Origin of the sequence: Pararhodonellum marinum, assembly GCF_015354735.1 — a bacterium.
GTDB classification, from domain to species: Bacteria; Bacteroidota; Bacteroidia; order Cytophagales; family Cyclobacteriaceae; genus Pararhodonellum; species Pararhodonellum marinum.
This window is the reverse complement of record NZ_JACEFJ010000016.1, coordinates 82,575-103,583: the sequence shown is the minus strand read 5'-3', so window position 1 is coordinate 103,583 and position 21,009 is coordinate 82,575. Positions and strand designations below refer to the sequence as shown.

Genomic DNA, 21,009 nt, shown 5'->3' with positions numbered 1-21,009 from the left:
ACCGATCCGAACGGGGATACCGTCGAAGGAACAGACAGCATCACGGTTACCCTTGAGGGCATCGTGGAAGGCGGCAGCATCGAGGTGACCAAGACCGCGGATGTGTCCAACTACGCTGAGGAGGGAGACGAGATCGTCTACACCATCACGGTAAGAAACAACGGAACAGTTGATCTGACCAATGTGACGGTAACCGATCCTTTGACAGGTCTTGACACTACAATTCCAACCCTGGCAGCGAACAGCGAGCAGGTCTTTACAGAGACCTATATTGTCACCGCAGCTGACATTACCAACGGCAGCATCACCAACACGGCAAGTGCCGAGGGAACTGATCCGAACGGAGACACCGTCGAAGGGACAGACAGCATCACGGTTACCCTTGAGGGCATCGTGGAAGGCGGCAGCATCGAGGTGACCAAGACCGCGAATGTAAGCAATTACGCCGAAGAGGGAGACGAGATCGTTTACACGATCACGGTGAGAAACAACGGCACGGTGGATCTGACCGATGTGACGGTGACCGATCCATTGACCGGACTGGATGTGACCATCGCCACCCTTCCTGCAAACAGCGAGCAGGTCTTTACAGAGACCTATATTGTCACCGCAGCTGACATCACCAACGGCAGCATCACCAATACCGCCAGAGCGGAAGGTGTTGATCCGAACGGAGACACCGTAGAAGGCACCGACAGTGCGATCGTAACCTTGGAAGGACTGGTAATTGGAGCTTCCATAGAAGTAACCAAAGTAGTGGATGTGGATGTCTACACTGAAGTGGGTGAGGAAATTACTTATACCATAACAGTAAGAAACAATGGTACTGAGGTGTTGACCAATGTGGTCGTGACTGACCCATTGACTGGATTGAGCACTACGATTGATAATCTAGGACCGAATGAGGTGAGGGTGTTTACCGAAGTCTACCTCATTACTGACCTTGACATCACCAATCTCTTGGTAACCAATGTGGCAGAAGCCATCGCTGAGGATCCAAATGGAGAAGAAGTCGCAGATTCCGATACAGTAACCATTATTTTGGATGGTTTGGTTGCGGGAGCCAGCATTGAAGTGACCAAGTCAGCAGATGTGACCAATTACACTGAAGAAGGGGATGAGGTGACTTATACCATAGTGGTTAGAAACAATGGCACCCTTCCATTGACCAATGTGGTGGTATCTGATCCATTGACAGGACTTGATCAAACAGTTGATCTCTTGTTGCCCAACACTTCAGTGACTTTCACAGAGACTTATGTGATCACAGCAGAAGACATCACATCCGGATTTGTTACCAACATTGCGACAGCTAGCGGAGAAGATCCTCTAGGCGAAGCAGTTAGTGACGAGGACAGTGTGACCATTACCTTAGAAGGTATTGTAATTGGTGCTTCTCTTGAAGTGAGTAAAGCGGCAGATGTGGAGACTTATGGTGCGGTAGGAGATGTCATCACGTACACCATTTCTGTCAGAAACAACGGTACGGTAACGCTTACTGATGTGATCGTAACGGATCCTTTGACTGGATTGGATGTGGTCATAGAAAGTCTGGCGCCGAATACTACTGTGGAATTTGAAGAGGAATATGTAATCACCCAGGCTGATATCGAAAACGGAACCGTGACGAATATCGCCACTGCAAGTGTAGATGACCTCAGTGAAAGCGATACCGTCACCATCGAATTGTCCAACAGATTGACCATAGTAGATGATGAAGCGGTTACGAACCAAAACACCGCTGTGGACATTGATATCCTGGCCAATGATTCTGGTACTATCCTGCCATTGGATCCAAGTTCTGTGACCATCGTGGAAGATCCGGAAAACGGAACCGTAGTGGTGAATGAGGATGGAACTGTCACCTACACGCCGAATGAAAACTTCAGTGGAACAGACACCTTTACCTATCAAGTCTGTGACACGAGTACGCCGGATGTGATCTGTGGTACCGCTGAGGTAACCATCACGGTGAGACCGATCTTGGTTAGCCTGGAGAAAACAGCTGATGTCACCGAAGGTGTGGTGGGTGATCTGATCACTTACACCTTGACCTTGACCAACAACAGTGAGTTTGACCTGGAAGATGTGGTCATCACCGACGAGTTGCCAGAGGAATTTGAGTTCATCTCTTCCAGCTTACCGATTGATGGTGAATATTTCTGGAACATCGGAGCCCTGGCCTCTGGAGAAAGCGTGAGCATCGAAGTGGTGGTCATGGCAGTAGCACCGGGAGAACTGGTCAACACCATGGTCGTCAATGATGGACCTTTTGAGGACAGTACGACGTCCGATCCGATCTCGGTAAGACCGAAATCCATAGATATGTCTATCAGTAAAACTTCCTTTGAAAGGGAGATATACGAAGGGGATGAGTTTAACTACGAAATTGTAGTGACCAACACCGGACTTGATGATGCTACAGAGGTGGTCATCACGGATCAGTTGCCAGCTGGATTACAGTTTGTGTCTACCAGCTTCACGGCATCTACTCCGGACATCACCGTAAGCAGCAACGTGGTCGGCAACCTAGTGACTTGGAACGTACCGTTCTTCCCAACAGGAGCCACCCTGACCATTCAATTGAGGGTCAAAGCAGTTGGCCTGGGGATCATCATCAATGAGGTGGAAGTTCAAGGTGAAGAAGAGGATGCAAATCCTTCAGACAACACCGATAGAGATGAAAACAGAATTCTGGAAATGTTTATTCCGAACGTGATCACTCCTAACGCAGATGGATTGAATGATGCCTTCGAGATCAAAGGGCTGGGCAAATTTGTAAGAAACCAGATTGTCATCTTTGACCGATGGGGAGACCACGTGTTTGAGTCTGATGACTATCAAAACAACTGGTCAGCGGATGGACTGCTTCAAGGTACCTACTTCTTTGTGATGAGGTCCACGGATGTAGAAGGAAGAGAACACATATTCAGAGGATGGATTCAAGTGATTAAAAAAGATTAAAAGTAAAATGATGAAATCGAGTCTAATTAAGTATGTCACAAAGTGGAATGGTTATTTACCAAGCGAGATTCCATCTGACCGTTAAAAATCAAATGAAAAACAGATGAAAGGCACTTTTAAATTAATGACAATTACCCTACTGGTAGCCCTCTGGGCTACCGGGGGGTCTTTTGCCCAACAGCTCCCGCAGTTTAGCCAGTACATCTTCAATGGTTTGCATGTCAATCCGGGATATGCAGGGTACAAAGGAGAACCTTATGTTCAATCCACTTACAGGAGTCAGTGGGTTAATTTCCCTGGTGCTCCCAAAACCTTTACGGTTACGGCTGACTTAAGCGCCAATGAGGGATTGATGGGTTTCGGTGCATCTATCCTTTCGGACCGGTTAGGCCCTGCACAGACCTCCTCTGCATTATTGACTTATGCCTATCGGATACAGGTGGGGTATGAGTCCTTTCTTGGTTTGGGAGTCAGTGGTGGCGTCTCTGAATATGTCATAGACGGGTCTATGTTGAATCCCAATGATTTCAACGATCCCAACATTCCCGAAGGAAGAATCAACATGTTTACACCCAATATGAATGCAGGTATCTTTTTCAATACCCAGCGTTTTTATGCAGGATTCAGTGTATACAATCTGATAGGAAAGCAAAGTCTGGAGCGGGAGGAAATCGCCTTGGCTTACCATGACTTCCATTATTTCCTAACGGCCGGAGCTTTTTTACCGATTTCGGAAAACATTCAGTTCAAACCCTCTTTCTTATTCAAGGAAGTCAAAGGTGGGCCTACCAGTTATGACCTTAATGGCATGTTCTTGTTTATGGAAACATTCTGGATAGGGGCATCTTACAGGTCAAATGTAAAATGGTGGAAGGATAACCTGCAAAGTGACCTCAGCAGCCGAAATGCCATTGCCATGATCTTTGAACTCTTTGTGATGAATGATTTGAGGATTGGCTATGCCTATGACCACAATACCAATGCCTTGAATAACCTGAGAAACAATTCTCATGAAATCTCCATTGGCTATTACATTGCGCCTAAAAACATCAGGATGAGAAATCAGCGCTGGTTCTAGATTCTTTCTTAAAAACGAATTTATTTACCCTGAAAACCGGAATTGTTCAACTTCCCGTTTTCAGGGTTTTTACTTTTATTCCCAGCCATTGGAGGATATTGAGTACCTTTAGGTTGCCTTGAGCCGAATTACATAAAAGACCTTTGCCAACAATGACAAAAGTCCGATCAGGACATGACCATTTCAAACCTGTGAGGAAAAAGTGGGTTAAACCTATAGCTTAGAAGATAGTTTCAATCATTTGCAACACACCAATTTTTATCAGAAATGAAAGGAATCACCCTTTTGTATGATCAAAAACTTAAGGATGAGGTCTTAGCGGACCTTGTGCCTTTGTTTGAACAACACCTCAAAATTGCGGTCGCATTTAAAGCTGATCTTACATTAGAATTGGGGATGGATGACTTCATTGTCACCTACCTTTCTGACGATCAATTGCGCGAATTTTTGCCTGTGGCCATAGAAAAAAACTGGAAGCTGGGGTATCTGCCGCATCCAGAAATGAACCACATCAGACAGGGCTTTGGCATTTCTTCAAAGCTCCAGACAGCACTTCAAAATATTCTGGAAACAGAAAAAACCATGAAAGTGGATTTGCTCATGGCCAATGGCAGACCGGTGTTCAATAACCTGGTGATCGGGGAAACCATGAATGTGATGTATGGCAATACCGAAACCAATTATTTCAAAAGGAAGTGGAAAAACATACTTAATTTTTTCAAATTATTTAGGAGAGTGGAAGTACAGGCATTTGACATCGTGCTGGAGAAGGAGGGTAAGGAGCCCGAGGTGATCAAAACTGCCGCAGTGGGCATGGTGGTCGTACAGCATGGGAAAAGCTCTCTTTTATCCAGAAGAATCATTGCTGATTCATTTATCAATGACGGGATGATGCATAATTTGATCATTGCCCCCCACAGTGTATCTGGCTTGATGAAATTTGGGTTTACCAGTATTTTCAGATCCAAAGGGAACAACAGCCTACCTGATTTTGCTGCCCATATCAAAACCCAAAAAATGACCATCAAAAGCGACATTGCGGTGGAGTTTTCCTTGGACAGTACGCTAATGTCTGCCAAAGAAATCGAGCTGGAAGTGGTGCCGGGGGTATTGGATATTGTGCCAGGAAGACTTTTGGAAACCAATGATGTCAAAAAACACAAAGAGGTTTTTAAAACCCAGGCTTTACCTCGTGGGGAGTTGAGAAAAGAGTTATTGGGTCGTCCTTTGCCATTTATCAACCATGCCACCACGGAAGAATTTACTTGGTTGTTTACCATATTGAGAGACAATTCAAAGACTACTTCCAGTTTTTTGGTCCTCATGTTCCTTTCTACCCTGATCGCTACTTTTGGGCTTTTCGGGAATTCCTCTCCTGTAATCATTGGCGCGATGATCCTGGCCCCCCTGATGAATCCCATCATTTCCTTATCTATGGGCGTACTGAGGCAAGACCAATCCTTGGTTAAAGACAGCTTAAAAGCCATTGGACTTGGTTTGTTGGTGGGATATGTGTGCGCAGTGTTGATTACATGGATGACTCCTTTGAACACCCTGAACAGTGAGATCACCGCTAGAATCCGGCCTAATTTACTGGACCTAGGGGTAGCCGTAGGTTCAGGGGTAGCGGGTGCCTATGCCCATGCAAAAAAGGAAATTGCCAAAACACTGGCAGGTGTAGCCATTGCTGTGGCCCTAGTACCACCTTTGGCCGTTTCGGGAATTGGATTGGGCTGGGCGGATTGGCCGGTATTTATTGGATCTTTTTTATTGCTGGTCACCAACCTGGGCGGGATGGTGCTTGCCGCAGCACTTACCTTTTTGCTTTTGGGATTCAGCCCGTTTAAGTTGGCCAGAAAAGGCTTGTTAATCTCCCTGATTTTTGTCATTGGAATCAGTACACCACTTGCTTTTGGGTTTACCAAGATGGTAAAAGAAAACAAAATCATCCAAAGATTAAGTGGCTACGAAACTGAGCACGGCATACTCAGGGATGTAAATGTGCGAAGTTTGAGTCCGCTCCGCATGTCGGTTACGGTGATCTCAGAAAGACCGCTTGGTGAACCTGAGTTGAGACAGGTCAAGGATGAACTGGAAGAATTGGTGGGAGAGGCCCTTGAATTGGAACTCAGGGCAGGAATTAAACTCTACTGAATAGAGACGGATTCTTTTACAAATTTCATCTCAACAATATTTACATTTCAGTTTATTTTTATGGACAGGTTTATTGGAATCTGATTTTTGGTATTTTTGACCAGATTTAGATTTTACAAATATGGTCCTATTAGCCGATTTAAGTTTTTCATTGCCTCTGGAGAATCCTGTATTGATCTTTTCTGTCATACTTTTCATCATTCTTTTTGCACCTATTCTACTCAATAAAATCAAGATTCCGCAGTTGATTGGCTTGATCATCGCCGGAGCCATTTTAGGGCCCAATGGCTTTCATATTTTGGAGAGGGACAGTTCAGTGATATTGTTCGGAACAGTCGGTCTTCTCTACATCATGTTTCTGGCAGGCCTGGAGATAGACATGGCTGACTTTAAGAAAAACAGTGGAAAAAGTGTGGTTTTCGGTTTATACACCTTTTTGATCCCTATGATACTGGGCACTGCAGTTGGGATTTATGTACTGGGATTCGGGGTACCCACGTCAGTTTTGTTGGCCAGTATGTTTGCTTCCCATACCCTGATAGCTTACCCCATCATCAGCAAAATGGGAGTGATCAAAAACAAGGCCGTGAACATCACCGTGGGAGGTACAATGATTACCGATACGTTGGCCCTATTGGTTTTGGCCGTCATTGCCGGTATGTATAAAGGAGAATTGACCAATGACTTTTGGATCAGATTAGGAGTTTCGGTGACCATTTTTGCCTTGGTGGTTTCCTTGCTTTTTCCTTTGGTGGGCAGGTGGTTTTTCAAAAGAAACAATGACAGTATTTCCCAGTATATATTTGTTTTGGGATTGGTTTTTTTAGGCGCATTTTTGGCAGAAGCCGCTGGAATTGAAGCCATTATCGGGGCCTTTTTGGCTGGTTTGGCATTGAACCGGCTGATTCCTCATACTTCACCTTTGATGAACCGGATTGATTTCGTAGGCAATGCGTTGTTTATTCCCTTTTTCCTGATAGGTGTGGGCATGTTGATTGATTATCGGGTGTTTTTCAATGATTTGGAAACCATCGTTGTAGCGGTAGTGATGACGGTAGTAGCCACGGTCTCGAAGTTTCTCGCTGCTTGGTTTACCCAAAAAACCTTTAACTTTTCAATTGCTCAAAGGAATGTTATTTTTGGTTTAAGCAATGCACAGGCTGCTGCTACTTTGGCGGCAGTATTGGTAGGCTATAACATCATCATAGCGGAGACGGCTGCTGGTGAACCTGTTCGACTTCTCGGAGACAGCATCCTCAATGGTACCATTCTGATGATCTTGGTTACTTGTACCATTGCCTCCTTTGTCGCTCAGAAGGGAGCCATGCAATTGGCCTTGGAAGAAGCCGAGGGCAACGAAGCAGAGGATGATTCGGATTCAGGGGAAAAAATTCTTATTCCGGTCAATTATCCCGAAAACATCGAGGAATTGATCAACCTTGGGGTCACCATCAAAACGCAATCTTCAAAAAACACCCTTTTGGCCCTTAATATCATACCCTCGGATTCGGAGGACATTTCCAAGGAAAAGAATGCCAAAAAACTCTTGGAAACAGCCAGCAAATCAGCTTCTGCCACAGACAATATTCTCACTGAGCTGATCCGATATGATTCCAATGTGGTCAATGGGATTACCAACGTGGTCAAGGAAAACAAGGTGACAGACATTATCATGGGATTGCACAGGCATGCTGGAATCTCTGATTCCTTTTTGGGAAATTTGACAGAAGGTATCCTCAGCAGATGCAATGCCACTACCATGATTTATCACAACCAACAGCCCATCAATACCATAGGAAGGTATTTGGTTGTGGTACCTAAAAATGCCGAAAAGGAGATAGGATTTCTTTTTTGGCTTTTGCGAATCTGGAACATTGGCCGGAATACCGGGGCAGCCATTCAATTTTATGTTCAAAGTGAAACTTTGGACTATATCAGACAGGTCCAGGAAAAATTTCAAATAGAAGCCAGTTTTTTTGATTTCCCAGACTGGGAAGATTTTTTGATCCTGTCCAGAGATTTGTCAAAAAACGACGCCTTGGTGGTCGTGATGAGCAGAAAAAACGGTGGATCATTTGACCCGGTGATGGATAAATTGCCCAAGTACCTCAACAAATATTTCCAGAACAACAATTACATTTTGATTTACCCCATGCAATCTGATTTTGACCAAAAAGGGTATACTGCTATTGGTGGTACTTCACTGTTTAATCCTTTGCTGAACAGTGTGGGCATGATAGATGATTTTGGAAAGACGGTGAGTAAGTTGTTTAGGAGAAAATAAGGTTTGTAAACCGTCTCCTTCTCGCTCAACAAAATGAGACTCCTTTGGGGATGAGCCGGATTTTCGAGTAGAGGGGTCATTTCGATGCAGCTATTTCTGGTAAAGGAATGGATATCCAATTTCAATTTTTACCATAAAAGATTTTAAAAAAAATAACATAAATGTAGGCAATGATGCCAGTAAAATGGTAATTCAATATAATTCTCGCCACCAAACTGAAATGCAGGTGACAGGCGGGGGACTTCCGACTTCCAACCCTTTTGAAGATGAATATTGGGTTAGTGGCAAAAAAGCCGATAACCATTAAAAATTAATCTCAAAGAATTCGCAATTTCAGCGGTTTCCCTGAGATTTTATGATTCGTACCTTGGTGTGGCTTTAATTGTCTTCTCCTCTCAATTTGATCACGGCACCATCGAGCAATTCACTGATGCGGATCTGACAGGCCAATCGGCTTGTGGGAAAGAGTTCGGGAAGGGTTTCCAACTGATCCAATTCCACATCGGTGGCCTCTCCCAAACCATCTTTTCCTTCCAATATTTCTACATGACAGGTGGCACATAGTGCCATCCCGCCGCAAGTGGCCAAAACGGGGTATTCAGAGGCCTTTAGAATTTCCATCAAACTTAGCCCCATGTCATCCGGAGCTTCAATATCCTGACGTTTGCCGTCCAAATCTTCTACTGTAAAAGTTACCATGGTGCAAATCTAAAATTAAAATGCATTCACCCCATTGACTGTGGTGTATTTAAAACTAAGTTTCTGATCAGGATAGACGTATTTGAATGCGCTATGGGCCATCAAAGCGGCTTCATGGAACCCACAAAGGATCAGTTTTAATTTATTTTCATAGGTATTGATATCCCCAATGGCATAAATCCCCTTTACATTCGTGGAATAATCTGTGGTATCCACTTCAATGGCATTTTTATCTATGTTCAATCCCCAGTTGGCGATGGGGCCCAATTTAGGACTTAAGCCAAACAAGGGGATCAGATAATCCGCATCAATGATGATTTCTTCTTTGGTTTTGTTTTCGAGGATGACACTGTTCAACCTGCCATTTCCTCCCAGCTTTTTCAGGTTGGCACTGAGGATAAGGTCAATCTTACCTTGATTGGCTAGGTCAAAAACCTTGGCAGCACTGTCCGGTGCTCCACGGAAAGTTTCATTTCTATGGACCAAAGTTACCCTTTGGGCCAAGTTGGACAAATAGATGGTCCAATCCAAGGCTGAGTCTCCTCCTCCAGCCAGAATCACTTTCTTGTCTCTGAAGGTTTCCGGATCTTTCACCATGTAGGTGATGCCTTTGCCTTCAAAGTGCTCTAGATTTTCCAACACTGGCTTTCGGGGCTCAAAACAACCCAATCCTCCTGCAATGACCACCACCTTGGCATGAATCTGTGTCTTGTCATTGGTGGTGAGTACAAAGGAACCGTCTTTTTGTTTCTCCAGAAAATCAATGCGTTCTCCAAGGGAAAATGTGGGTTTAAACGGCGCTATTTGCTTCATCAGGTTGTCCACCAATTCCTGTGCTTTCACTTCTGGATATCCAGGAATGTCATAAATCGGCTTTTGGGGATAGATTTCTGAAAGCTGTCCACCGACCTGAGGCAATGCATCCACCAAGTGGCAGCGCATTTTCAACAAACCCGCTTCAAATACTGCAAAAAGGCCCACTGGACCGGCTCCGATAATGCAAATGTCAGTGTTGATCATGATTTTTGAAATCTATTTTATGGAGAAACCCGCTGTCAATCAATTTTGTTCGTACAAATATAGTTAGTATAACAACTATATCCGCTAAATTTCATCAATTATTCTGTTCCAAATTGGCGTAAATGGTGTTCAGGATCCGCTTAAATTCTTCGAAGTCCTTAGAATTGAGGTTTTCCCAGGCTTTTTCCCTGATCTGAGAGACCTGAGGTTTCAGTTCACTCACTTTTTGTAAGCCGCTCTGGGTCAGGTTCAAATGAAAACTCCTCCTGTCTTGGGGATGGGGTATTCTTTCCACATAGCCTTTTTTACAGAGCAGGTCTATGATGCGGGTAAGGGTGGGATGGTCTTTGAAAACCAAATTGGCCAGGGCTGTCTGGCTCAAGACCTCGTTTTCCGACAAGTTTTTCATCACCAGCCACTGATCCACCGTAATGTCAAATTCACCCATCTTAAACTGCTGTTGGGCATATTGTTTGACTTTGCGGGCCGTCCTGTCCAGAAGGAAAGAGTATTTGCTGAATTGTTCCTGTGTCATGCCAATAATTAGTACAACAAATATATGAAAAATCTCAGAAACTGAACTTGCTTGCGGCCGATTTCTTAAAGAGTTTGGGTTTGTGAATGTTGTCTTGTTTTCTAGTTGTCCAGACAGGCAGCTTTCAGCTGCTGTCTTGTTGTCTAGTTATCGTTGTTGTCGATTTTGCTCAGCCTCCAGTTCTCGTAATTCCCAAATCCCAAATCGTAATTCATCATTCGACATTAGAAATTCAAAATTCCAAAATCCGTAAATCGTAAATCGCAACTCGTAATTCATGCTCCGTTTTTCTGTTCTCAATCCTTTCAGTTTTAAGATTTAAGTATGTCATCTGATTTACGCCTTTCTTCCCCCTACTGGCCTGCCCTTCATGCTGGCCCTATGCTAAAAAGGTCCGCTGGACCTTTTCTTAACGCACCGTCCTCCCATTTGGGGGACTTTCAGCTACGATTTAAACATCTTTAATTCTATTGTCCTATTTTTCTGTTTTCAATTCTTTCAGCTTTCACCTTTGAGCCTTTGGCTATCCCATTTTTTGTTCTGTTCTCTGATATCCCGTTTTTCTGTTCTCATTTCTTTTAGCTGTAACCTTTTATCCGAAGGAGAAAATATGTCGTACCTACGGCACTTCATATTACTTTCGGTCCTCTTTTATCCCGGCAATAAATTACCGGGCTATTAAATCGTTCGTTCCTACGGAACTATTTTTCAATGACTGATTTGTTTTTCCCTACTTTCAGCTTTGAGCTTCCAGCTTTTTTCCTCGGTATTCCCGCGACCCACCGCGCGGTCTTGAGAACGATTTGGTCCTCAATAGGTGATTACAGATTTCACGGACGGGCACGCCTGTTCTTTCGGCCAGGCCCACCTTACGGCCGGGTAGGCATTTCTCCGGTATTTCGAAGACCATTCGCTCCGAAGGGACGAAGACCCTTCTCTTCGCTCAGGGTGACGGTAAAGTTTATAGCTGTCGCTCCGAAGGGACAAAGACTTTTCGCTCTGTTCAGGGTGAAGAAAAATAATATGGTTTTTCCTCCGATACCCCGTTCCTCCGTTTATCTGTTTAACTGATCTCCCCACTTTCAGCTTTCAGCTTCGAGCTTCCTGCTTTCTAAATTTCCATCGATTACCCTGAAAAAGAATGATGATTTTAGAATTTTGAATAATGAATCATGATTTGGGAGTTACGAATGACGATTTACGAGGCTTTCGACAACCAGAAACAGCTAAAATCCAAGAAATAAGACAACCTGACAACCTCTGTGACAACCCTGACAACAATTCACAATTCATAATCCATAATTCCCCATCCCTAAGTCCCTAAGTCTCTCAGTCTCCAAATCCCTAAGTCCCCAACTCCCCCCTTTCAGCTTTTTCTGTTACTCTCATCTTTGTTAACCTGTTTATCTGATTATCCAACCTACCACCTTTTACCTCCCATCTCTCACTTAGTTTTCCCTACTTTCACCTTTCAGCTTCAGGCTTTGAGCTCATTATGCTTTCACCTTTCGGCTTTCAGCTTCAGGCTTCCAGCTTTTTTACCTCGGTTTTCCCGAGACCCTTCGCGCGGTCTGTGGTGCGATTTGGTCCTCAATAGGTGATTACAGATTTCACGGGCAGGCCCGCCTGTTCTTTCTAGCAGGCCCACCTTACGGCCGGGCTGGCATGTCTCCAATATTTCGAAGACCATTCGCTCCGAAGGGACGAAGACCCTTCTCTTCGCTCAGGGTGACGGTAAAGTTTATAGCTGCCGCTCCGAATGGACAAAGACTTTTCGCTCTGCTCAGGGTGATGAAAAATAACATGGTTTTTCCTCCGATACCCCGTTCCTCCGTTTATCTGTTTATCTGATCTCCCCCTTTCAGCTTTCAGCTTCGAGCTTCCTGCTTTCTAAATTTCCATCGATTACCCTGAAAAAGAATGATGAATTTAGAATTTTGAATCATGAATCATGATTTGGGAGTTACGAATGACGATTTACGAGGCTTTCGACAACCAGAAACAGCTAAAATCCAAGAAATAAGACAACCTGACAACCTCAGTGACAACCCTGACAACAATTCTCAATTCACAATTCTCCATCCCTAAGTCCCCCATTCCCTAAGTCCCTCAGTCTCCAAATCCCTAAGTCCCCAACTCCCCCCTTTCAGCTTTTTCTGTTATTCTCATCTCTGTTAACCTGTTTATCTGATCATCCAACCTACCACCTTTTACCTCCCACCTCTCACTTAGTTTTCCCTACTTTCACCTTTCAGCTTCAGGCTTTGAGCTCATTATGCTTTCACCTTTCAGCTTTGAGCTTCAGGCTTTTTCTCCGATATCCTGTTCCCCTGTTTTCTATTCTCCCAACTTTCAGCTTTGAGTTTCCAGCTTTGAGCTAAAAACCTAAATCCAATCCTCATCAATCCAAAGCTGTTCTCCAAAACCACTCTGGTTTTCTTCTTTGAGGTTGAGGTTGGACAGCCCTAGGCCCAGCAGACGGACAGGCATTTTAAGGGGCTCTTTTTCCAAAAGTTCCAAAGCCATTTCCCATATGGCCTCCAAATCTATGTAATGCTCCAGACTTCTGCTGCGGGTTTGGATACTGAAGTCGGTGTATTTGATTTTGAGTGTGAGGGTCCTACCTTGAACCTCTGATTTTTGAATCCTTCTCAGCAACTCTTCATGGATATCGCTCAAGGCTTCTTTGACAGCAACCAATTCAAAGATATCCTTGGAAAAGGTGTTTTCGGCACTGAGGGATTTACGTTCTCTGTCGGGCTGTACGGGACTGAGGTGAATTCCGCGGACGATTTCGTAGTAATGCAAACCTGATTTTCCGAATTTTTGGGTCAGAAAGGGCAAAGAAAACTGTTTGAGGTCAAAGCCATTGTAGATGCCAAAGCTTTTCATCTTTTCAGCCGTCACCTTACCGATGCCAAAGAATTTTTCGATGGGAAGTTTCTCGAGGAAAGCTTCGGCTTCTTGGGGTAGGATGACTGCCTGTCCATTTGGTTTGTTGAGGTCGGAGGCGATTTTTGCCAGGAATTTATTGTAGGAGATGCCCGCTGAAGCATTGAGGCCTGTAGATTCCTTGATGGCAGCCCTGATTTGCCGGGCTATCAAGATGGCCGATGCCATTTGCTTTTTATTTTCGGTCACATCCAGAAAGGCCTCATCCAATGACAAGGGTTCTACCAAATCAGTATAAGAATAAAAAATCTCTCTGATTTGGTGGGAAATTTCCCGATACCTTTCAAACCGGGGCGGAACGAAAATCAGATTTGGACATTTTTGGGCGGCGAGTCTGGAAGACATGGCAGACCTGACTCCATATTTTCTGGCTTCATAGCTGGCGGCCGCCACCACCCCTCTTTCCTTGTTTCCCCCAACCGCCACCGGTTTCCCCATGAGGGCAGGTTGATCCAGTTGCTCCACTGAAGCATAAAAGGCATCCATATCCACATGGATGATTTTTCGGATTTCGTGGGTGCTTGTTTTCATCGGTAATTTTTATGCAGCTAGGGTATTTTTCATTCATCATTCATCATTCAAAATTCGAAATTCATCATTCCCAATCCGTAAATCGTAACTCAAAATTTGTAAATCATATTTGGTGTGAATCAGGTTCATAAGTCCTTTTCTTGATGGTGAATTTAGGTTTAATTTAATGGTTTGCTGAAATTGGTTATTGAGCGAAAATCTGTCGTACCTACGGCACTTAACATTACTTTTTGGCATCCTTTGTCCCGGTAATAAATTACCGGGCTATTAAATCGTTCGTACCTACGGCACTTCCCTCAATCCTTCGAATTCCGATTCCAAACAACTTCCGCTCCGAAATTTCGTAGACCCTTCGGCAGTCTCCTACCACAGGTAGGCAGGCAGGGTGACGGTAAAATTTATAGCTTTCGCTCCGAATGATCCTACCTCAGGTAGGCAGACGGTGACGAAATAATTATCGTTTTCCGTACAGGGTGACGGTAAAGGACGAGCCTCGAGTCCCTATTTCGGCCGAAAGGCCATATTTCGCCGAACCTGTCTACCGGTAGGTAGGGCATATATCAGCCGTAGGCAATATATCAGGCTTCAGCCCATATTTCGTCCGTAATGACAATATTTCAGCCACCTGCTATAATTTAATTCATAATTTATCATTCATCATTCCCAACCCCTTCCCAACAATTCCAGGATCGGTGCCGCCTTCAAAAGACATTCCTCATATTCGTAATCCGGATCGGCGTCATGGGTGATGGCACTGCCCACTGCAAAGAAGAGTTTTTGCTTTTCGGCATCGTACACTAGGCTCCTGATCACCACATTAAAGTCAAAATCCCCGTTTTCATCCACATGGCCCACCGATCCGGAAAACCAACCTCTTTTGAATTGCTCGTAGTGTTCAATGAGCTCCATGCATTTGATTTTTGGAGCACCGGTCATGCTGCCCATGGGAAAAGTATGGGCAATGATATTTTCGAATGTTGCCTCCGGTTTAAGGATTGATGTAACTGTGGAGATCATCTGGGAAACTTTTTTAAAGGGATACACCCCAAACAGCTCTTTCACCTTGACTGACCCAACCTGAGAGACCTTGGACAGGTCATTGCGCATCAGATCCACGATCATCAGATTTTCTGCCCGCTCCTTTTCCGAATGCATCAATGTCTGTTGTAGGGCAAGGTCCTCGGCCTCAGACAGCCCTCTTTTGATGGTCCCCTTGATGGGCTGGGCAATGAGTAGGTCCTTTTTTTTCTTGAGAAAACGCTCAGGGCTGGCTCCGATCAGGAATTGTTGGCCGGCTTTGAAAAAGCAGCTAAAAGGCATGGGTGAAATCCCGCCCAGCGCCCAATAGAGCGCTGCTGGGTCCAACTGCATCACCTCAGCCTCAAAGCCTATGCAATAGTTCAATTCATATATATCCCCTTCTTCAATGTTTTGCTGGATGGCTCTGACTTTTTGCTTGTAGGTTTCGCGATCAGTAAGGCAAAGGGGTGCACTGGTTTTCAAAGTGACAGGCTCGAGATCAAAATCCTTTACCGCTCTGAAAAATGCCTCCGGTTCATCCGATTCAATGCGAATGCTTCCTGATGGAAAGGTCACTTTGATTTCAGGCTTAAAAAAGACAGCTTCCGGATTTTCCAGACAGGGGTGATTTTCACTTTTCAGTTTTTCAAAGCGGTTTTTGAGATCATAGGAAAGAATCCCTGCTTTCTCCCCCGGAAAAGTGTCAATTTCATCAAATGAAAACGCGTTGGAAGCGGCTAAAAACTGTTCCTTGAAACCTCCATAAGGGTAGGGGATTTCCCAATCATTGAAATAGGCCAGGAAGGGAAAATGCTTTTGCCCATAGGCCAATAATTTCTTTTTCCATAGGGAATCAGCAGGGAAGACAGCATGCGGAGTCGGAGCCATAAGGTAAATGTAAGGGCTTTTGGTATTTAGAAAAAAAAAGAGGAATCCAAAATTGGATCCCTCTAGGAGTTAAAAGTGAGTTGGAATAAAATTAGTTGGCTTGGATGTCAAATTCGATATTTACGGTATTGTAAATAAAATTGTCTTTCAATTTGTCCACGGCATTGCTCTCATCATTGTAAGATACGCCCCATTCAGTTCGGTCAATGTTAAAGCCTGCTTTGGCACTTACACTACCATCACCCAAAGTGACTGCTGCTGGAAATTTGATGTTTTTGGTGTTGCCTCTGATGGTTAGGTTACCGCTGATCCAATGGGTAGGGTTGTCTACCATTTGTTCTTCCATGGTATTTGGCGTGTAATCGGTTTCAAACTCTTCTTTGTCTTCTACCTGATCATCACTGGCATATGGCTCTACATTGGTAACCTCAAAAACCGCCAAGGGGTGGTTTTCGGTATCAAAAAAGTCGTCTGATTGTAAGTGGCCGAATAATTTGCCGTAGTTTTCGTTGCTTTCCTCCATATCCTCAATTTTCAATTGAGTAAGGTCAAATACGAATTTACCGGCTTTTATGGCATTGCCTTCTACAGACAATTCCCCGTTGGTAAGAGGAATATATCCGAAATGTTTGCCAGCGGGCTTGTAGCCCATCCAGTTTACTTTACTGGTATTGGTGTCGATGGTCAGCGTTTGGCCTGTGGCTTCTGCCACATCTTGCGCTTCAGTGGTTTCTACAGTATTGCCTTGATTGCCGCATGAAGCCAGCATCAGCCCTACTGCAACTGCTAATCCTGTTGGTTTTAAGAAATTCATAATTAATGTCGATTTAGTAACGGAATTTAAATGTATATACACGAAAACCCTATTTGGACAAAAAGGTTCAAGTTTGGCAATAAATTTTTCTTTTCATTACTTATAATTTGGTTTCTCAGGTCAAAATCACTTGAAATCAAGGAATTAGGTTTATCCTGTTTTTATGTTATCAAGTTTTTCCTTCTTCCTTACCTTGTGCTTGATCACTTTCAGGGCTGTTATTGGAGCGGTTTGGTATCGGAACTTTTAATGCTTTTCCAGATCGTGTCATTCGCAATTCATTATTCGACGTTCGGCGTTCGACATTCGACATTCTAAATTCCAAAATCCGTAAATCGTAAATCGCAACTCTTAATTGGGGCTCCGTTTTTCTGTTCTCAATCCTTTCAGTTTTCAGATTTAAGTATGTCATTTGATTTACGCCTATCTTCCCCCTACTGGCCTGCCCTTCATGCTGGCCCTATGCTAAAAAGGTCCGCTGGACCTTTTCTTAACGCACCGTCCTCCCATTTGGGGGACTTTCAGCTACGATTTAAACATCTTTAATTCTGTTGTCCTTTTTTTCTGTTTTCAATTCTTTCAGCTTTCACCTTTGGGCTTTTGGCTATCCCATTTTTTGTTCTGTTCTCTGATGTACTGTTTTTCTGTACTTTATTCTTTCATTTTCATACTTTGAGCTGATTACTTTCAGGCCTGTTATTGGAACGTTTTGAAATCGGAAACTTTAATGCTTTTCCAGATCTAGTAATTCGCAATTCATTATTCGACATTCAACATTCAAAATTCCAAAATCCGTAAATCGTAAATCGCAACTCGTATTCCAGGCTCCGTTTTTCTGTTCTCATTTTTTTCAGCTTTCCGTTTTAAGCTCCTTGCTAATCTTCTTCAGATATCCTGATTATCTGTTCTCCGGTTTTCTCTACTTTCAGCTTTCACCTTTGAGCTTCTAGCTAATTATCTATTCTCTGATATCCCGTTTTTCTGTTTTCTCCACTTTTAGCTATAACCTTTGGGCTTTGACCCCACCTCTTACCTTCCACCTTTAACCTCTCACCAATCCCCCCTACTTTCAGCTTTCACCTTCTGGCTTTGAGCTGATTCATCCTTTCCTCTGTTTATCTATTCTCAATTCATAATTCTCCATCCCTCAGTCCCCATTTCCCTCAGTCCCAAACTCCCCCAGCTTTTCCCTCTTACATTTTACCACATCTTGTTGTCTTGTTGTCAATTCTTCTTTACTTTCATTTTCAAAATGTAATTTATGCCTACCATCATCACCCTTCACGGAAAAACGCCCCAAATGGGCAAGGACGCTTGGATTGCCGAGAATGCCACCTTGGTAGGGGATGTGGTTATGGGAGAAGCCTGCACGGTATGGTTCAATGCCGTGGTCAGGGGAGATGTGCATGAGATCAGGATCGGAGACCAAACCAACATCCAAGACGGTGCAGTCATCCATTGTACCTATCAAAAATTTGGTACCTACATCGGTAGCCGGGTATCGATTGCCCATAACGCCATTGTTCATGGCTGCACCATACATGATGATGTGCTGATCGGGATGGGGGCCATAGTGATGGATGGGGCGGTGGTGCATTCCGGCGCGGTGATCGCGGCAGGGGCGGTAGTATTGTCAGGAACAGTAGTGGAAGCCAACAGCATTTATGCGGGTATGCCTGCGCGAAAAGTGAAAACCACCGGGCCTGAAATGCTGGAAACCATCCAAAGGACCGCGCGCAATTACCCCATGTATGCCAAATGGTTTGAAGAAGAAAGTAACATTTCTAGTAAAAAACAATAATTTTTATTGATCCGTCAAAAGAAAAAAATGGCTAAAAGTCTGAATTTTAACCTACTATTTCATAATATTGCAATCCAATGCAAATGATTTTTTGATTCTGCTAATTCATTGAATCATTTTATATTGTTTTTGACCAGTTTAAAGGCTGGATTGTTTGATACATGGAAACCCAAACAGAACACATTGTATATATTGTTTTATGTTTTGATTCTGTATTAATTTGCAACAACAGATATGTCTAGAATAGTCAATGTCATCCTCTCGGGTGGAATAGGAAGCAGGCTTTGGCCCCTTTCGAGAAAGTCATGCCCTAAACAGTATTTGGAGATCTTTGAAGGAAAATCACTCTTTGAGTTGACGGTGTCTCGAAACAAGGCCCTCAGCGATCTCTTCTTGGTGGTGGGGAACAAAGACAACTACCTGCTGTCCAGAGCATGCATGGAGAAAGCGGGCGTTTCCGATTTTCAGGAATTGGTGGAGGCCACTCCGCGAAACACCGCTGCAGCGATTGCCTTTGCCGCTTTTGACATCAAGGAGGATGATTTGATGTTGATTTGTCCTTCTGACCAACTGATTGGAGATCCTGATCTGTACCAAAAATCTGTTCAGGAGGCGGTTGACTTGGCGAAGAAAGGCAATTTGGTGACTTTTGGATTATTGCCTACCCGAGCTGAAACCGGTTTTGGTTACATCGAAAGCCAAGGCAATGACGTCATTTCTTTTCGGGAAAAGCCGAATAAGGAGCAGGCAGAAGCCTTTTTGGCCTCCGGAAATTTTCTCTGGAACAGTGGGATGTTTTGTTTCCAGGCCAAAGTTTACCTAGAGGCCTTAAAGCAACACGCACCGGAGGTGTATGCCACAGCGAAATCAGCATACGAACAGCGGAAGGACATTTATCTGCCCATGGAGGCCTCCATGGAGATACCGTCCATCAGCATTGATTATGCTGTGATGGAGAAATCCAATAAGATCAAAGTTGTTCCTTCAGCCTTCTCATGGTCGGATATGGGTTCCTTCGAAGCACTCTACGACCACATTCCAGAAAATTCACTTGAGAAATCCGGTTCAAACCTGGCCTTGAATTCGGATAAAAAAGTGGTCTTTTTGGGCGTGGAAAATATTATCTTTGTAGAAACAGCCGATGCCATCCTTATTTTGGACAAAGGACATGCCCAAGAGGTAAAAAAAATATACGAAAAACTCGAAAAAGAAGATCCAAAGTACCTGGATTAACCGGTGCTTTTTCAGTCAAATTGGTAGCGTAAACAGTAAGCACACATGATCACAAAAACCAACAAAATATACATTGCAGGACACAAAGGAATGGTAGGTTCTGCCATCTGGAGGGCTTTGGCGGACCAAGGATATGTCAATCTAATCGGATTCAACAGCCGCGAACTGGACCTTAGAGATCAAGGGGCGGTTGAAGCATTTTTCGAGGCTGAGAAGCCTGACATGGTGATTGATGCCGCCGCGAGGGTAGGAGGCATTTTGGCCAACAATGATTATCCCTACCAGTTTTTGATGGAGAATCTGTTGATCCAAAACAACCTCATTGATGGAGCCCATCGACATGGAACCGAGAAATTCATCTTTTTGGGTAGTTCTTGCATTTACCCCAAAATGGCACCTCAGCCTCTCCAGGAGGATTCCTTGCTTACAGGACCTTTGGAGCCCACCAATGAATGGTACGCTATCGCCAAAATCACGGGAGTAAAAGCCTGCCAAGCCATTCGAAAGCAGTTTGGCAAGGACTTTGTCAGTTTGATGCCGACCAACTTGTATGGAAGCCATGACAATTTTGACCTCAATACCTCCCATGTTTTACCAGCCATGATCCGTAAGTTTCATGAAGCGAAAGTAAATGACCATTCGCCAGTGACCCTTTGGGGGTCCGGAACGCCCATGCGGGAATTTTTGCATGTGGAGGACCTGGCAGAAGCGGTTGTGTTCGCAGTGGAAAACAGATTACCCGAACACCTTTATAATGTAGGGACAGGAGAGGATTTATCCATCAAGGCATTGGCCTTGCTGATTCAAAGCAAAGTAGGCCATCAAGGTGAGATCCTTTGGGACAGCAGTAAACCCGACGGTACCCCACGCAAATTGATGGACGTCACCAAAATGAAGGAGGCCGGTTGGAAAGCCAGCATTAGCTTGGAGGAAGGCATAGCAAGCACCTATGACTGGTTCCTCCACAATATAGAAAATATCAAGGAAGTAAAATTATAAACCATTCATTATCAGACATTACACCAAACTTTTTAAG

At 44.1% G+C, this 21,009-nt stretch carries 13 protein-coding genes; 7 read left to right on the top strand and 6 right to left on the bottom strand.

Annotated features, from left to right (window positions below; all coding sequences use genetic code 11):
- From H1A14_RS20795 to H1A14_RS20780, 4 genes are all read left to right on the top strand, one after another.
- The coding region (locus tag H1A14_RS20795; protein WP_194778231.1) for a DUF7507 domain-containing protein at positions 1 to 2,964 on the top strand (2,964 nt) is incomplete at its 5' end.
- 103 nt (positions 2,965 to 3,067) lie between these two features.
- On the top strand, positions 3,068 to 4,042 hold the full coding sequence (locus tag H1A14_RS20790; RefSeq protein ID WP_194778230.1) for a PorP/SprF family type IX secretion system membrane protein: 975 nt from the start codon (positions 3,068 to 3,070) through the stop codon (positions 4,040 to 4,042).
- A 267-nt stretch (positions 4,043 to 4,309) separates the two neighbouring features.
- Positions 4,310 to 6,196 carry a DUF389 domain-containing protein gene (locus H1A14_RS20785; protein WP_194778229.1) on the top strand — a complete coding sequence of 629 codons (1,887 nt, stop codon included), beginning with the start codon at positions 4,310 to 4,312 and terminating at the stop codon, positions 6,194 to 6,196.
- Between the two features lie 121 nt (positions 6,197 to 6,317).
- Positions 6,318 to 8,480, top strand: a complete 2,163-nt coding sequence (locus tag H1A14_RS20780) for a cation:proton antiporter (protein WP_194778228.1) — start codon at positions 6,318 to 6,320, stop codon at positions 8,478 to 8,480.
- A 378-nt stretch (positions 8,481 to 8,858) separates the two neighbouring features.
- Here H1A14_RS20780 and H1A14_RS20775 read toward each other — a convergent pair whose 3' ends face one another.
- From H1A14_RS20775 to H1A14_RS20750, 6 genes are all read right to left on the bottom strand, one after another.
- Positions 8,859 to 9,179, bottom strand: coding sequence for a 2Fe-2S iron-sulfur cluster-binding protein (locus H1A14_RS20775; RefSeq protein ID WP_194778227.1), 321 nt, complete (start codon positions 9,177 to 9,179; stop codon positions 8,859 to 8,861).
- 15 nt (positions 9,180 to 9,194) lie between these two features.
- A complete protein-coding gene (locus tag H1A14_RS20770; RefSeq protein WP_194778226.1) occupies positions 9,195 to 10,199 on the bottom strand; it encodes an NAD(P)/FAD-dependent oxidoreductase in 1,005 nt (334 codons plus the stop codon).
- A 94-nt stretch (positions 10,200 to 10,293) separates the two neighbouring features.
- Positions 10,294 to 10,734 carry a MarR family winged helix-turn-helix transcriptional regulator gene (locus H1A14_RS20765; RefSeq protein WP_194778225.1) on the bottom strand — a complete coding sequence of 147 codons (441 nt, stop codon included), beginning with the start codon at positions 10,732 to 10,734 and terminating at the stop codon, positions 10,294 to 10,296.
- Between the two features lie 2,385 nt (positions 10,735 to 13,119).
- On the bottom strand, positions 13,120 to 14,217 hold the full coding sequence (dinB, locus tag H1A14_RS20760) for a DNA polymerase IV (RefSeq protein ID WP_194778224.1): 1,098 nt from the start codon (positions 14,215 to 14,217) through the stop codon (positions 13,120 to 13,122).
- Positions 14,218 to 14,874: 657 nt separating this feature from the next.
- On the bottom strand, positions 14,875 to 16,125 hold the full coding sequence (locus H1A14_RS20755; RefSeq protein ID WP_194778223.1) for an anthranilate synthase component I family protein: 1,251 nt from the start codon (positions 16,123 to 16,125) through the stop codon (positions 14,875 to 14,877).
- 91 nt (positions 16,126 to 16,216) lie between these two features.
- Positions 16,217 to 16,939: a YceI family protein gene (locus tag H1A14_RS20750; RefSeq protein WP_194778222.1), complete on the bottom strand. Its 723-nt coding sequence runs from the start codon at positions 16,937 to 16,939 to the stop codon at positions 16,217 to 16,219.
- Positions 16,940 to 18,200: 1,261 nt separating this feature from the next.
- Between H1A14_RS20750 and H1A14_RS20745 the strand changes: the two genes are divergently transcribed.
- The 3 genes from H1A14_RS20745 to H1A14_RS20735 all read left to right on the top strand — a co-directional run bounded on the left by H1A14_RS20745 (position 18,201) and on the right by H1A14_RS20735 (position 20,972).
- Positions 18,201 to 18,740 (top strand): gamma carbonic anhydrase family protein, encoded by a 540-nt coding sequence (locus tag H1A14_RS20745; protein WP_194778221.1) that lies wholly within the window; start codon positions 18,201 to 18,203, stop codon positions 18,738 to 18,740.
- A 234-nt stretch (positions 18,741 to 18,974) separates the two neighbouring features.
- The gene (locus tag H1A14_RS20740) at positions 18,975 to 19,973 is read left to right on the top strand and encodes a mannose-1-phosphate guanylyltransferase (RefSeq protein WP_194778220.1); all 999 of its coding nucleotides are present in this window, start codon (positions 18,975 to 18,977) and stop codon (positions 19,971 to 19,973) included.
- A gap of 45 nt (positions 19,974 to 20,018) precedes the next feature.
- The gene (locus H1A14_RS20735) at positions 20,019 to 20,972 is read left to right on the top strand and encodes a GDP-L-fucose synthase family protein (RefSeq protein WP_194778219.1); all 954 of its coding nucleotides are present in this window, start codon (positions 20,019 to 20,021) and stop codon (positions 20,970 to 20,972) included.
- The last annotated feature ends 37 nt before the right edge of the window (positions 20,973 to 21,009 follow it).

Bases quoted from the DNA above. Each gene is read 5' to 3' on its own strand.
- H1A14_RS20745 (WP_194778221.1), top strand. From the start codon at position 18,201: ATGCCTACCATCATCACCCTTCACGGAAAAACGCCCCAAATGGGCAAG.
- H1A14_RS20750 (WP_194778222.1), bottom strand. From the start codon at position 16,939: ATGAATTTCTTAAAACCAACAGGATTAGCAGTTGCAGTAGGGCTGATG.
- H1A14_RS20735 (WP_194778219.1), top strand. From the start codon at position 20,019: ATGATCACAAAAACCAACAAAATATACATTGCAGGACACAAAGGAATG.
- H1A14_RS20765 (WP_194778225.1), bottom strand. From the start codon at position 10,734: ATGACACAGGAACAATTCAGCAAATACTCTTTCCTTCTGGACAGGACG.
- H1A14_RS20770 (WP_194778226.1), bottom strand. From the start codon at position 10,199: ATGATCAACACTGACATTTGCATTATCGGAGCCGGTCCAGTGGGCCTT.
- dinB (WP_194778224.1), bottom strand. From the start codon at position 14,217: ATGAAAACAAGCACCCACGAAATCCGAAAAATCATCCATGTGGATATG.
- H1A14_RS20780 (WP_194778228.1), top strand. From the start codon at position 6,318: ATGGTCCTATTAGCCGATTTAAGTTTTTCATTGCCTCTGGAGAATCCT.
- H1A14_RS20785 (WP_194778229.1), top strand. From the start codon at position 4,310: ATGAAAGGAATCACCCTTTTGTATGATCAAAAACTTAAGGATGAGGTC.
- H1A14_RS20775 (WP_194778227.1), bottom strand. From the start codon at position 9,179: ATGGTAACTTTTACAGTAGAAGATTTGGACGGCAAACGTCAGGATATT.
- H1A14_RS20740 (WP_194778220.1), top strand. From the start codon at position 18,975: ATGTCTAGAATAGTCAATGTCATCCTCTCGGGTGGAATAGGAAGCAGG.
- H1A14_RS20755 (WP_194778223.1), bottom strand. From the start codon at position 16,125: ATGGCTCCGACTCCGCATGCTGTCTTCCCTGCTGATTCCCTATGGAAA.
- H1A14_RS20790 (WP_194778230.1), top strand. From the start codon at position 3,068: ATGAAAGGCACTTTTAAATTAATGACAATTACCCTACTGGTAGCCCTC.